At 68.4% G+C, this 12,574-nt stretch carries 13 protein-coding genes; 3 read left to right on the plus strand and 10 right to left on the minus strand.

All coding sequences use genetic code 11. From position 1 onward, the window contains the following. Positions 1–27: 27 nt before the first annotated feature. From fliD to DVS28_RS05840, 10 genes are all read right to left on the minus strand, one after another. Positions 28–1,404: a flagellar filament capping protein FliD gene (gene fliD / locus DVS28_RS05795; RefSeq protein WP_114590617.1), complete on the minus strand. Its 1,377-nt coding sequence runs from the start codon at positions 1,402–1,404 to the stop codon at positions 28–30. A gap of 3 nt (positions 1,405–1,407) precedes the next feature. Then, entirely contained in the window at positions 1,408–1,764 is a 357-nt protein-coding gene (locus DVS28_RS05800; protein WP_114590618.1) for a hypothetical protein, read from the minus strand. 150 nt (positions 1,765–1,914) lie between these two features. Next, on the minus strand, positions 1,915–2,772 hold the full coding sequence (locus DVS28_RS05805) for a flagellin N-terminal helical domain-containing protein (protein ID WP_114590619.1): 858 nt from the start codon (positions 2,770–2,772) through the stop codon (positions 1,915–1,917). 91 nt (positions 2,773–2,863) lie between these two features. Beyond that, positions 2,864–3,706, minus strand: a complete 843-nt coding sequence (locus tag DVS28_RS05810; protein ID WP_114594017.1) for a flagellin N-terminal helical domain-containing protein — start codon at positions 3,704–3,706, stop codon at positions 2,864–2,866. 133 nt (positions 3,707–3,839) lie between these two features. After that, positions 3,840–4,661 carry a flagellin N-terminal helical domain-containing protein gene (locus DVS28_RS05815; RefSeq protein ID WP_114590620.1) on the minus strand — a complete coding sequence of 274 codons (822 nt, stop codon included), beginning with the start codon at positions 4,659–4,661 and terminating at the stop codon, positions 3,840–3,842. 98 nt (positions 4,662–4,759) lie between these two features. Further along, the gene (locus DVS28_RS05820; RefSeq protein ID WP_114590621.1) at positions 4,760–4,984 is read right to left on the minus strand and encodes a flagellin; all 225 of its coding nucleotides are present in this window, start codon (positions 4,982–4,984) and stop codon (positions 4,760–4,762) included. 197 nt (positions 4,985–5,181) lie between these two features. Beyond that, positions 5,182–6,018, minus strand: coding sequence for a flagellin N-terminal helical domain-containing protein (locus tag DVS28_RS05825; RefSeq protein WP_114590622.1), 837 nt, complete (start codon positions 6,016–6,018; stop codon positions 5,182–5,184). Between the two features lie 592 nt (positions 6,019–6,610). Further along, complete coding sequence (locus tag DVS28_RS05830; RefSeq protein ID WP_114590623.1) at positions 6,611–7,453, minus strand: flagellin N-terminal helical domain-containing protein; 843 nt, start codon at positions 7,451–7,453, stop codon at positions 6,611–6,613. 93 nt (positions 7,454–7,546) lie between these two features. Continuing rightward, a complete protein-coding gene (locus tag DVS28_RS05835) occupies positions 7,547–8,401 on the minus strand; it encodes a flagellin N-terminal helical domain-containing protein (RefSeq protein ID WP_114594018.1) in 855 nt (284 codons plus the stop codon). A 353-nt stretch (positions 8,402–8,754) separates the two neighbouring features. Then, entirely contained in the window at positions 8,755–9,633 is an 879-nt protein-coding gene (locus DVS28_RS05840) for a sigma-70 family RNA polymerase sigma factor (protein ID WP_216826422.1), read from the minus strand. Positions 9,634–9,823: 190 nt separating this feature from the next. Between DVS28_RS05840 and DVS28_RS05845 the strand changes: the two genes are divergently transcribed. From DVS28_RS05845 to flgK, 3 genes are all read left to right on the plus strand, one after another. Continuing rightward, positions 9,824–10,612 carry a helix-turn-helix transcriptional regulator gene (locus tag DVS28_RS05845; protein ID WP_164709983.1) on the plus strand — a complete coding sequence of 263 codons (789 nt, stop codon included), beginning with the start codon at positions 9,824–9,826 and terminating at the stop codon, positions 10,610–10,612. A 94-nt stretch (positions 10,613–10,706) separates the two neighbouring features. Then, entirely contained in the window at positions 10,707–11,195 is a 489-nt protein-coding gene (locus tag DVS28_RS05850; RefSeq protein ID WP_114590626.1) for a flagellar protein FlgN, read from the plus strand. Next, a complete protein-coding gene (flgK, locus tag DVS28_RS05855; RefSeq protein WP_114590627.1) occupies positions 11,195–12,571 on the plus strand; it encodes a flagellar hook-associated protein FlgK in 1,377 nt (458 codons plus the stop codon). Before DVS28_RS05850 ends, flgK begins: the two co-directional genes overlap by 1 nt. The last annotated feature ends 3 nt before the right edge of the window (positions 12,572–12,574 follow it).

Genomic DNA, 12,574 nt, shown 5'->3' on the forward strand with positions numbered 1-12,574 from the left:
CGGGCTGCAGGAGGGGCGCGGCCCCGGTTACTTGGCGGAGTTGGCCTGCAGCTGGGGTAGCTGGCTGGTCAGCCAGTCACCCTGGGCCTGCATGCTGGAGAGGGCGACCTCCAGCGCGGAGAACTGGCGTTGCAGGGCCGTTCGTCGCAGCTCGACACGGATGTCGATCGCCGCGATCTGGTCCTCCATCGTCCGGTTGGTGGACTCCCGTGCCTCGATGGCGGTGGCGAACAGTCCGGTGTTGAGCGTCGTCGCCTGGGAAGCGAGCGACTCCAGCCGCTGGGCCAGGCCGGGGTTGGCGTCGTCGTCGGACCGGAACATGGCCACCACGTCGTCGGGACGGTCGGCCAACGCCTCGCGGAACGCGGTCTCGTCGAACTCCAGCTTCCCGTCGCGGGTCGACTCGATGCCGATCAGGCCTGCGGACTGGAAGTGGGTGTTGCCCACGCTGTAGGTCACGGCGTTGAGCAGCTGGGTTCGCAGCGAGCGCATCGTGGGGTCGTTGGACAACGATCCCTGCGTGCCCTCCAGACCGCTGTCGAGCGCCTGGTCCATGCCGGTGATCAGCGAGTTGATCGCGTCGACGAGCTCGCTGACCTGGTCCACCAGGGCGTCGGGGTCGGCGTCGATGGACAGCGTGATGGGGGTGGAGCTCGACTCGGTGACGGTGAAGCTGACACCGGAGATGACGTCGTTGAAGGTGTTGGTCCCCGAGGTCACCGCATACGCGCCCGGGCCGTCGCCGATGGTGACCTGTGCGTCCCGGCCCTGGGTGAGGACGGGCATGCCGGCGGCGAACGTGGCGTCGAGGTTCGTCGTGTCGATCGTGAAGGTGCCGTCAGCGCCGCTGGAGCCGGACGTGAGCTGCAGCTTGAAGCCGCTCCCGGTGTTGACCGCCTGGGCGGTGACGGGGAGGGCCGACCACGGCTGCGCCGGGTCGTTGATGTTGGCGATCAGGCTGGACAGCGTGCCGTCGCCGGTGTCGACGTCGTAGTCGGTGCCGTCGACGGTGATGCGGACCGTGGAGTCGGGCGTGGCAACGACGTCGGTGGACGCCGCCGTCGTGCCGCCGGAGACCAGCCGGTGGGTCGCGGCGAGCTGGTCCACGGTGAAGGTGAACGAGCCCTGCTCGGCACCCGGTGACGCGGTCGCCACGACGCTGTCGGTGGACGTCGACGCCTGCACGGGTACGAAGTTCTTGGCCGAACCCGAGAGGGCCTTGGACAGCGTCTCGATGTTGTCGAACGCCGAGGAGAACTTCTGCAGCGACGCGATGGCTGCATCGTTGTTGGAGATCCGCTGTTCGAGTCGGACCTGGGGCTGTCGTTCCAGCTGGATCAGCTGGTTGATGATGCCTGTCGTGTCCAGACCGGACGCGAGGCCATCGATGCCGAACGTTGCCACGGGCTATTGCTCCTCTTGTATCTGTTTCATCAGATCGTCCACCATGTCCAGGACCTGAGCAGCCGGGAACTGTTGGAGCTGTCGTCCGCTGCTCGGATCGAGGATCCGGTGCACGTAGCCGAGGCTGGCGGCGTGCCATTCGACCTCGACGCGTCGTCGTTGCGGGGCCGCGATCGCACGGGCGACCCGGCGGGCGGTGTCCTGCCTGGTCCGGTCGGCGGACTCGATCACCTCCGCGGGCGTGGGCACGCCGGGGTGACCGTCCGGGGGACCGGACATGGTGTGGGGCACCGAGGTCAGCGGCGGTGTGCGCTGCGCATCGGTGGCGACGGCGGGGGACGCCGTCCTGATCGGATCCATCGTCTGCACCTCCGTGTGCGGTGTGGGTGATCGGTGGGCACCCGGCTCGCGAGCGCCCGGCAACGGCAGCGGGAGGACGACCGTGCGGTCATCCTCCCGTCACCGTGATGGGTGCGGCGCGCGGTCGGACCGCACCCACCGTGTCCGTGGCTAGCCGAGCAGGCTGAGGACGCCCTGGGGGACGGCGTTGGCCTGGCTGAGCATGGCGGTTCCTGCCTGGGACAGGATCTGGCTGCGGGTGAAGTTGGTCATCTCCTGCGCCATGTCGACGTCGCGGACGCGCGACTCCGACGCGGACAGGTTCTCGGTGGCGACCTGCAGGTTGTTGATGGTGTGCTCGAGGCGGTTCTGGGTGGCACCCAGGGTTCCGCGGAAGCTCGAGACCTGGCTGATGGCGGCGTCGATCACGGCGATCGCGGCGCTTGCGGCGCCGGCGCTGGAGTCGAAGTCGTTGGCCTGTCCCGAGGCGAGCGCAGTGATGAACGAGGCACCGGTGCCGAGCACCGCCGCGTTCATGTCCGACATGGTCACGGAGATGGTCTCGCCGCCGTTGGCGCCGACCTGGAAGCTGAGCGTCGAGGTGCCGTTCAGCAGGTTGGTGCCGTTGAACTTGGTGTCGTTGGCGATGTCGTCGATGGCGCCGATCAGCTCGTCGAGCTCGGCCTGGGCCGCGGCGACGGAGGCCCCGGTCTCGCCGCCGTTGGCGCCGGTGTTGGACGCCTGGACGGCGAGGTCACGGGCCCGCTGCAGCATGGAGTGGACCTCGGTGAGGGCTCCTTCAGCGGTCTGCATCACGCTGATGCCGTCCTGGGCGTTGCGGGTGGCGACCTTGAGGCCGCCGACCTGCGAGCGCAGGTTCTCGCTGATGACCAGGCCAGCGGCGTCGTCGCCGGCACGGTTGATACGGAAGCCCGAGGAGAGCTTCTCGAGGGACTTGCCCAGTGAGTTCTGGGTGCCGGACAGGTTGCGATGAGCGTTCATCGCCATGGTGTTCTGGTTGATGCGCATGGAATCTCCTCCTTGAGATGGCATCGATGTGGATCACCGACCGGGGATTCCGTTCCCCGTCGTCGGTGGGTCATTCAGATGGTGTCGAGTGCTAGCCGAGCAGGCTGAGGACGCCCTGGGGGACGCTGTTGGCCTGGCTGAGCATGGCGGTTCCTGCCTGGGACAGGATCTGGTTGCGGGTGAAGTTGGTCATTTCCTGGGCCATGTCGACGTCGCGGATGCGCGATTCGGAGGCGGACAGGTTCTCGGTGGCGACCTGGAGGTTGTTGATGGTGTGTTCGAGGCGGTTCTGGGTGGCGCCCAGGGTTCCGCGGAAGCTGGAGACGGTGCTGATGGCGGCGTCGATGGTGGCGATGGCGGCGCTGGCGGCGCCGGCGCCCGAGTCGAAGTCGCCGGCCTGGCCCGAGACGAGGGTGTCGATGCCCAGGGCTGCGGTCTGCATGTCGGCGAGGGTGATGGCGACGGTCTCGCCGCCGTTGGCGCCGACCTGGAAGGTCAGGCTGTTGGTGCTGTTCATCAGGCTGGTGCCGTTGAACTTGGTGGTGTCGGCGATCTGCTCGATGGCGCCGACGAGCTCGTCGAGCTCGGCCTGTGCTGCGGCGACGGAGGAGCCGGTGTGGCCGCCGTTGGCGCCGGTGTTGGAGGCCTGGACGGCGAGGTCGCGGGCTCGCTGCAGCATGGAGTGGACCTCGGTGAGGGCTCCTTCTGCGGTCTGGACGACGCTGATGCCGTCCTGGGCGTTGCGGGTGGCGACCTTGAGGCCGCCGACCTGTGAGCGCAGGTTCTCGCTGATGACGAGGCCAGCGGCGTCGTCGCCGGCGCGGTTGATTCGGAAGCCCGAGGAGAGCTTCTCGAGGGACTTGCCGAGCGAGTTCTGGGTGCTCGACAGGTTGCGATGGGCGTTCATCGCCATGGTGTTCTGATTGATGCGCATGTGGTGCTCCTCCTTGAGCGGGGTGGGGGTGTGGCGACCCGAGGACAATCCGTTGTCCCGGCAGGGTCACCGGTATCGAGGTCCGGCGGTGGTCCCGGACCGCCCGTTCGTGCCGAACGGCCCGGGTCCGTGGCTAGCCGAGCAGGCTGAGGACGCCCTGGGGGACGCTGTTGGCCTGGCTGAGCATGGCGGTTCCTGCCTGGGACAGGATCTGGTTGCGGGTGAAGTTGGTCATTTCCTGCGCCATGTCGACGTCGCGGATGCGCGACTCCGACGCGGACAGGTTCTCCGCGGACACCTGCAGGTTGTTGATGGTGTGCTCGAGGCGGTTCTGGGTGGCACCCAGGGTCCCGCGATACGTCGACACCTCAGCGATGGCGGAGTCGATCCCCGCGATCGCGCCGGAGGCGTCGGCGGTCAGGTCGAGGGCGTTGATGGTCAGGCCGCTCGTGATGGTCATGTCAGCGGTCGCCAGGGTGAGGGTCTCGCCGCCGTTGGCCCCGACCTGGAAGGTCAGGTTGGCCGACGCGCCGCTCATCAGGCTGGTGCCGTTGAACTCGGTGGTGGATGCGACCTGCTGGATGGCATCCCGCAGCTCGGTGAACTCCGCCTGGGCCGCGGCAACGGACGCGCCGCCGAGGCCACCGTTGGCGCCGGTGTTGGACGCCTGGACGGCCAGGTCACGCATGCGCTGCAGCATCGAGTGGACCTCGGTGAGGGCACCTTCAGCGGTCTGGACGACGGAGACGCCGTCCTGGGCGTTGCGGACAGCGGTCTTGATGCCGCTGACCTGGGAGCGCAGGGTCTCGGAGATGACGAGGCCGGCGGCGTCGTCACCCGCTCGGTTGATCCGGAAGCCCGACGAGAGCTTCTCGAGGGACTTGCCCAGCGAGTTCTGGGTGCCGGACAGGTTGCGATGGGCGTTCATCGCCATCGTGTTCTGGTTGATTCGCATACCCGTTTCCTCCTTGAAGTGGGTCTACTGGCGTCCCGCACCCGGGTCGGGGCGGGTGACGGCGACCAATCCGTTGGTCACCGCCCCTTTCCGAACGGTCAGTCCGGCAGCGAAAGGACTCGCTGCTGGACGGCGTCGGCCCGCGACAGCACCTTGGTGCCGGCTCGGGAAAGGATCTTGGTGCGGGTCAGGGTCGACAGCGCCGAGGCCAGGTCGACGTCGCTGATGCGTGATGTCGAGGCCGTCAGGTTCGCTGTCGCGACCCGCAGGTTGGCGACTTGCCGATGGGCGCGTGACGCCATCGCGTTCGCATGGGTGCGCATGGGCCCGTTTCCTCCGTGAAATCGGGTGCGGTGTGATCTTCGCGTGAAGTGCTGTCGAGGCGATCAATCCGTTGATCGCTCATGACCTTCATCGGTAGGTCACGGCTCGAGCTGAGCAAAACCTTCGACGCCCCGTCCGAGCAGGCTCGAACGGGGCGGCGGGTGCGCCGGCCGCTGGGCAGCGGCGGGCGGTCTGGTTACTGCTGCAGCAGGCTGAGGACGCCCTGCGGGACCTGGTTGGCCTGGGCGAGCATCGCGGTGCCGGCCTGGGACAGGATCTGGTTGCGGGTGAACGTCGACATCTCTGCGGCCATGTCGGCGTCGCGGATGCGCGACTCCGAGGCGGACAGGTTCTCTGCGGCCACCTGGAGGTTGTTGATCTGGTGCTCGAGGCGGTTCTGGGTTGCGCCGAGCGTGCCGCGGTAGGTCGACACCGTGCCGATGGCGGCGTCGATCGTCGAGATCGCGGCCGCAGCGGCGCCGGTCGCCGAGGTGAAGTCGATGCCGTTGATGCCGAGGCCCGTGGTGATGGTCATGTCGGCGGTTGCGACGTCGATCGTCTCGCCGGAGTTGGCGCCGACCTGGAACGTCAGGGTCGCCGATCCGCTGAGCAGCGAGGTGCCGTTGAACTTGGTGCTCTGGGCGATCTGGTCGACCGCGTCCACGAGCTGGGTGACCTCGGCCTGTGCGGCAGCCACCGAGGCGCCACCGAAGCCGCCGTTGGCGCCCTCGTTGGAGGCCTGGACGGCGAGGTCGCGGATGCGCTGCAGCATCGCGTGGACCTCTGTCAGCGCACCTTCTGCGGTCTGCACCACGGAGATGCCGTCCTGGGCGTTGCGCACGGCGGTCTGGACACCACCGATCTGCGAGCGCAGGTTCTCGGAGATGACCAGGCCGGCGGCGTCGTCGGCCGCACGGTTGATGCGGAAGCCCGAGGAGAGCTTCTCCAGGCTCTTGCTGAGCGCGCCTTGGGTCTGCGACAGATTCCGGTGGGAATTCGTCGCCATGATGTTCTGATTGATCCGCAGGCCCATTTGGGTTGACCACCAGTCGAATGACGTTGACGTTGCAGCAGCCGGGTCCTTCCGTGCCGCTGTCAGGTGCTCATCGGCTGGGCCCGCAACCAGTTGAGGCAACCACACGAGGTTTTCGGGCAGGCGGACCGACCGGTGGTCGCCGGCTCGTCCGTGAGGTGTGTTGGTGCATGGCGTCGATGCCTCGCGACACGTCGCGGTCGATGCCGATGCACGGCCTGTGACACGTCCTCGGTCGGCCACCGTCCCTGGTGGCACGCGTGCGATGACGCGGGTGCCCGAGTCAGACCCCGGGCGGGGTTGCCAGACTTCCTCCTTGAAGCTGATGGCGATGACGTGGCTGCCGCACCCTGGGGTCGGCGGCCGGTGACCAGTCCGTCGGTCACACCGTTGGTATCGGCAGCAACGCGCCGGACCTGAGGGGTCGAGCCAGTGGTCAGCTGGCCGTCGAGGTGCCTCCCGGAACGCCAAAACCTCCACGAGGGCGGGAGACCGTGCGACCAGAACCTGCGCACGTGCCTCCCGCCCAAGCGGGGAGAACTGACTGTGTGGTCGGGCGTCGCGTCGCGACGCCCGACGTTGTGTCTGGGGCCTACTGCAGCAGGCTCAGGACGCCCTGGGGGACGGCGTTGGCCTGGCTGAGCATGGCGGTTCCTGCCTGGGACAGGATCTGGTTGCGGGTGAAGTTGGTCATCTCCTGGGCCATGTCGACGTCGCGGATGCGCGATTCGGAGGCGGACAGGTTCTCGGTGGCGACCTGGAGGTTGTTGATGGTGTGTTCGAGGCGGTTCTGGGTGGCGCCCAGGGTTCCGCGGAAGCTGGAGACGGTGCTGATGGCGGCGTCGATGGTGGCGATGGCGGCGCTGGCGGCGCCGGCGCCCGAGTCGAAGTCGCCGGCCTGGCCCGAGACGAGGGTGTCGATGCCCAGGGCTGCGGTCTGCATGTCGGCGAGGGTGATGGCGACGGTCTCGCCGCCGTTGGCGCCGACCTGGAAGGTCAGGCTGTTGGTGCTGTTCATCAGGCTGGTGCCGTTGAACTTGGTGGTGTCGGCGATCTGCTCGATGGCGCCGACGAGCTCGTCGAGCTCGGCCTGGGCCGCGGCCACGGAGGAGCCGGTGTGGCCACCGTTGGCGCCGGTGTTGGAGGCCTGGACGGCGAGGTCGCGGGCCCGCTGCAGCATGGAGTGGACCTCGGTGAGGGCTCCTTCTGCGGTCTGGACGACGCTGATGCCGTCCTGGGCGTTGCGGGTGGCGACCTTGAGGCCGCCGACCTGCGAGCGCAGGTTCTCGCTGATGACCAGGCCAGCGGCGTCGTCGCCGGCACGGTTGATGCGGAAGCCCGAGGAGAGCTTCTCGAGGGACTTGCCGAGCGAGTTCTGGGTGCTCGACAGGTTGCGATGGGCGTTCATCGCCATCGTGTTCTGATTGATCCGCATGTGGTGCTCCTCCTTGAGCGGGATGCAGCGCGTGGTGGCTCGGCCGGCGCGTCCGTGCGCCGACCGTCTTGCTGATCAGGTCTGACCTGGGTCCTAGCCCTGCAGGAGGCTCAGCACACCCTGGGGGATGCTGTTGGCCTGGCTGAGCATGGCGGTGCCGGCCTGGGACAGGATCTGGTTGCGGGTGAACTCCGTCATCTCCTGGGCCATGTCGGCGTCACGGATGCGGGATTCGGAGGCCGACAGGTTCTCGGTGGCCACCTGCAGGTTGTTGATGGTGTGCTCGAGGCGGTTCTGGGTGGCACCCAGGGTTCCGCGGAAGCTGGACACCTGTGCGATGGCGGCGTCGACGACGGCGATGGCCTCGCTCGCAGCGGTGGCGCTGGAGGAGAAGGACGCAGCGGCGGACAGGTCCGACAGCTTGGTGGCCGTGATGCCGAGGACCGCGGCGTTCATGTCGGACAGGCCGACGGTGATGGTCTCGTTGCCGTTGGCGCCGACCTGGAAGCTGAGGGTCCCGGTGCCGTTCAGCAGGTTCTGCCCGTTGAAGGCGGTGTTGTCCACGACCTGGTCGATGGCGGCGACCAGCTGGTTGACCTCGGCCTGGGCTGCGGCGACCGATGCGCCGGTCTCGCCGCCGTTGGCGCCGGTGTTGGACGCCTGGACCGAGAGGTCACGGATGCGCTGCAGCATCGAGTGGACCTCGGTGAGGGCGCCTTCTGCGGTCTGCACGACCGACACGCCGTCCTGGGCGTTGCGGACGGCGACCTTCATGCCGCCGACCTGCGAGCGCAGGTTCTCGCTGATGACGAGGCCAGCGGCGTCGTCGCCGGCGCGGTTGATGCGGAAGCCTGACGACAGCTTCTCCAGCGACTTGCCCAGACGGTTGCTCGTCTGCGACAGGTTGCGGTTGGCGTTCATGCTGGCGATGTTCTGGTTGATACGCATGATCCGGATCTCCTCCGTGAGTGTGGATCTGTGCACCCGATGGGTGCGGGTGGGTCACCCGCTCGAGGCGGGTGGATGGGGTAAGCCGAGCTCAATCCGTTGAGCACGTTCGATGCTTGTGGTGCGCGCCGGCCCGTTGCGACGAGGCGGTGCGCTATTCAGTTGTCGTCGGACTCCGCCGACGGTCGGCGCCCGTTCTCCGCGGGTTGTGCCGACAGGTCCTCAATCGTCCGGGGGTCCTCGTGCTTGAGGAGAACGAGAGAAATTGTTTCCGGTCCGGGAAACCACAGCGCCCCCACCCAGGGAGGAGGTGGGGGCGCGGCGTGTGGATCGTGGTGGGTCGGCGGCCTCGGTCAGGCGCTGGCGGCGAACTGGTGCCGCAGGCGGGCGCTGACGTCGGCGGCGTCGGCGTCGATGCGTGCGCGGGCGGTCGAGCCGGTGGCCACGGCCGCGTAGTACGCAGCGTGCTTGCGAGCAAGGCGACCGTTGGGGCGCGGCTCGGCAGGAACGAGGTCGGGGTCCAGGGACGCGTTGATGCCCTTCTCCATCAGGGCGAGGGCCTCACCGCGCATCTGCGAGACGCGAGACTCCGAGACGCCCAGCTCGTCGGCGATCTCCTGCATCGGACGCTCCTCGAAGAAGTAGCCGACGACGACGTGCCGCAACCGCTCGGGCAGGGCGACGATGGCGTCCATGAGGAAGGCACGACGTTCGCGGGAGATGATCTCGTCGGCCGGCGTGGGGGCGTCGTCGGGGAGGACGTCGGCGATGCTGCCCTCGGTCAGGAGCGACTCGTAGTTGAGGACGGTCCCGCGGTGCACGTCGTCGACGATGCGCTGGACACGCTCGACCTCGACACCCATCTCCGCGGCTGTCTCCTCCATGGTGGGGGTGCGACCGTTGCGGACCTGCAGCGTCTCCTTGGCCGACTCCATCTTGCGGGCCATGCTGCGGACCGAGCGCGAGGCCCAGTCGCGGCTGCGCAGCTCGTCCAGCAGGGCACCACGAATCCGGATCATGGCGTACTTGTCGAACGCGATGCCCTTGGACTCGTCGAAGGACCGCGCGGCCTGTGCCAACCCGAACATGGCTGCCGACGCCAGGTCCTCACGAGAGACGTGTCGGGGGATCCGGCCGGCCAGCTCCGCCACGCCGTAGTGGACCAGCGGCAGGTGCGCACGGACGATCTCGTCCTCGGTGGTTGCGGCGGGGGAAGCGGTGCGGTGGGCCATGTGCATCACGATGTGGCCGTTCGGACGGGTGAGCCATCCGCCGGGGGGATGAAGTACTGCGCCGGGTGAGTGCGCACATACGTAGCGTTCGTGGCCCGAACTGATCAGGCGTCGGCAGCCGAAGGAACTAGTCCGTGCGACGCGTCCCTCGTGGACCCACCGACGTGCCGCATACTTCACCGAACCAGTGGTGGAACCCGACGATCTCCAGGACCTTCCCGTCGAGCGGCGCCGGCAGGATCGCCGTCGACGCCAGGTCCCTGTGCCCAACGACCGGCGCCAGACCGACCGACGTGCCAACCGGCTGGAGCCGTCCAAGCCGTTCGCCGGTGTCGCCGTCGTGGTCGACGGATGGCCGCTGCTGCGTGCAGGGGTGCGTCAGCTCCTCAGTGACAGCGCCATGCGGGTGGCTTCCGACACGCCGTCGGCGAAGGTTGCGGCGCAGGCCATCGGGGATCGGCTGGACCTGGCGGTCATCGGGGCCAGCAAGGAACCGCTGGAGGAGGCGATCAAGCGGCTGCGCGCACTCCCCGGTCCGGACCCGGACATGCCCCCCCGCGTGCTGGTGCTGCTGGAACGGGTCGATGTGGTGCAGCTGCGCGGCATCCTCAGCATGGGTGTGGAGGGTGTCATCGACCGCTCCGTCGGCCTCGACGACCTGCGCGCGGCGTGCGAACGCCTGCTCGCGGGGCAGCGCGTGCTGGCCGGGAGCCCGCTCTCGGTGCTGGCCACGGCCGGCCTCGAGCTGCAGGAGCCCGAGCCCGAGGAGGAGGAACGGGACAACGGGCTGCTGACCCGCAAGGAGCTGGAGGTCCTCGCCGAGCTGGGGCGCCACCTGTCCAACCGCGAGATCGCCGAGACGATGCACGTGTCGGCGGCCACGGTGAAGACGCACCTGTCCAACATCTACGGCAAGCTCGGCGTCACGAGCCGCCGCGAGGCCGTGGTTGCGGCCGTCGAGCGGGGTCTGCTCAGCTGACGCCTGCGATAGGTGGCACAGAACGCTCAGGTGCGCTGGAGGGCAGCCGATCAGGAGGGCAACACCCCCTGTCCGACCTCCGAGGAGCCCCCCTGTGGCATACAGCGATGTATCCAACATCCTGTGGCGTGAACGCCAGCTGCTCGAGCTGCTGCAGTTCAAGCTCGAGGTCGAGCAGAGCCTGCTGGCAACCGGCCGCACACGTTGGTTGAGTCATGCCACGCGCGAGATCGAGATGCTGATCGACGAGGTCAAGCAGGTCGAGCTCGCCCGTGCGTTCGAGGTCTCGGCCCTGTGCCGGGAAATGGGGGTCGCAGAGACCCCGACGCTGAAGTCCCTCGTCGACGTGCTGCCCGCCCCGTGGAGCGGCATCTTCGAGGAACACCGCCAGGCCTTCCTGCAGGCAACGCAGGAAATCGTGGGTCTGGCAGAAACCAACCGTGAGCTGTTGGCTCGCGGCTACACGGCCGCCAGGGAAGCGCTGGCCGTGCTGGGTGCTGAGCGAGTCGAAACCTACGGACCAGGTGGGCTCAGCGTTGCGCGATCGGGGCAGCTGACCCGATTGCTCGACGAGGTGATGTGATGCCCTCGACCTTCTCGGGTCTCTCGGTTGCGTCCTCGGCGCTCGCGGCACAGCGACGCGCCATCGAGGCGACCGGCCACAACATCGCCAACGTCAACACCCCCGGGTACTCCCGCCAGCGTGTCGACCTCGCCGCCATCGACGGCAGCTCCATCGCACTGCACGCCGGTAGCCACTACCAGGCCGGCGGCGTCGACGTCGCCGCCCAGACCCGCATCGTCGACCAGTTCCTCGTGAACCGCGTCAACACCGAACGGGCCGCGCTGGGCCTGGCCGACGAACGACAGCTGACGCTGGAACGCCTCGAGTTGGCGTTCGCCGAGCCGGGCGAGTTCGGCCTGTCCTCGGAGCTGCAGCAGTTCTGGTCGGCATGGGACTCCGCGGCCCTCACCCCCGAGGACGAGGCCGCGCGCGCCGCCCTCCTGCAGCGCGGTGCGGCGGTGGCCGGACGCTTCCAGAGCCTGTCCCACGAGTTCGACGAGATGCAGGGCGACGTGATCCAGCGCGCCCGGGCGACGGTGACCGACATCAACGGCATCGCCCACCAGCTGGCCGACCTCAACATCGCCATCAGCGCAGCCACCGACTCGGGCACGGTTCCCAACGACCTGCTCGACCAGCGCGACCAGCTGGTGCGGACCCTCTCCGAACACGTCGGCGTGACGGCGCGGACCGACAACAACGGCCTGCTCTCGGTGTCCATCGGCGGCGCCGCGGTCGTGGCGGCCGGCCGCGTCAACGAGGTGTCGCTGGACACGTCCAACCCCGGCGGCGTCGTGCTGCGCGTCTCCAACTCCCCGGTGCCCCTGCGGCCGACCGGCGGACGGATCGAGGGGTTGCTGCAGTCCACGAACGTGCTCATCCCCGAACACCAAGCGCGCATCGACGCCCTCGCCGTCCAGCTCGCCGACGTCGTCAACGGACAGCACCAGCAAGGACAGGACCTCGACGGCAACGCCGCTGGCAACTTCTTCGCCGCCACCGGTGCACGTGACTTCGCCCTCGACCCGTCCGTGCTCGGCCGACCGCGTGCGATCGGCCTGGCCGCAGCTGGAGCCGGCGCGTTCGACGGCAGCAACGCCGTGGCGATGGCGGAGCTCGCGGGCCTCGCCGGCGGACCCGACGACGCCTACCGGGCGTTGATCGCCGAGCTCGGCGTGTCGGCGCAGACCGCCAACCAGCGCCTGACCCTCCAGGAATCCCTGACCACCCAGTTCGACGCCCAACGGGAAGCCGTCAGCGGCGTGTCGATCGACGAGGAGATGAGCAACCTGGTCGCCTTCCAGCAGGCCTACGACGCGTCCGCGCGGTTCCTGACCGCCATCGACGAGATGATCGAACGGCTCATCAACGGCACCGGATCGGTGGGGAGGTAGCCC

The organism is Euzebya pacifica (assembly GCF_003344865.1).
GTDB lineage: Bacteria > Actinomycetota > Nitriliruptoria > Euzebyales > Euzebyaceae > Euzebya > Euzebya pacifica.

Bases quoted from the DNA above. Each gene is read 5' to 3' on its own strand.
- DVS28_RS05810 (WP_114594017.1), bottom strand. From the start codon at position 3,706: ATGCGCATCAATCAGAACACCATGGCGATGAACGCCCATCGCAACCTG.
- DVS28_RS05835 (WP_114594018.1), bottom strand. From the start codon at position 8,401: ATGCGTATCAACCAGAACATCGCCAGCATGAACGCCAACCGCAACCTG.
- DVS28_RS05820 (WP_114590621.1), bottom strand. From the start codon at position 4,984: ATGCGCACCCATGCGAACGCGATGGCGTCACGCGCCCATCGGCAAGTC.
- flgK (WP_114590627.1), top strand. From the start codon at position 11,195: ATGCCCTCGACCTTCTCGGGTCTCTCGGTTGCGTCCTCGGCGCTCGCG.
- DVS28_RS05825 (WP_114590622.1), bottom strand. From the start codon at position 6,018: ATGGGCCTGCGGATCAATCAGAACATCATGGCGACGAATTCCCACCGG.
- DVS28_RS05800 (WP_114590618.1), bottom strand. From the start codon at position 1,764: ATGGATCCGATCAGGACGGCGTCCCCCGCCGTCGCCACCGATGCGCAG.
- DVS28_RS05840 (WP_216826422.1), bottom strand. From the start codon at position 9,633: ATGGCCCACCGCACCGCTTCCCCCGCCGCAACCACCGAGGACGAGATC.
- DVS28_RS05815 (WP_114590620.1), bottom strand. From the start codon at position 4,661: ATGCGAATCAACCAGAACACGATGGCGATGAACGCCCATCGCAACCTG.
- DVS28_RS05830 (WP_114590623.1), bottom strand. From the start codon at position 7,453: ATGCGGATCAATCAGAACACGATGGCGATGAACGCCCATCGCAACCTG.
- DVS28_RS05805 (WP_114590619.1), bottom strand. From the start codon at position 2,772: ATGCGCATCAACCAGAACACCATGGCGATGAACGCTCATCGCAACCTG.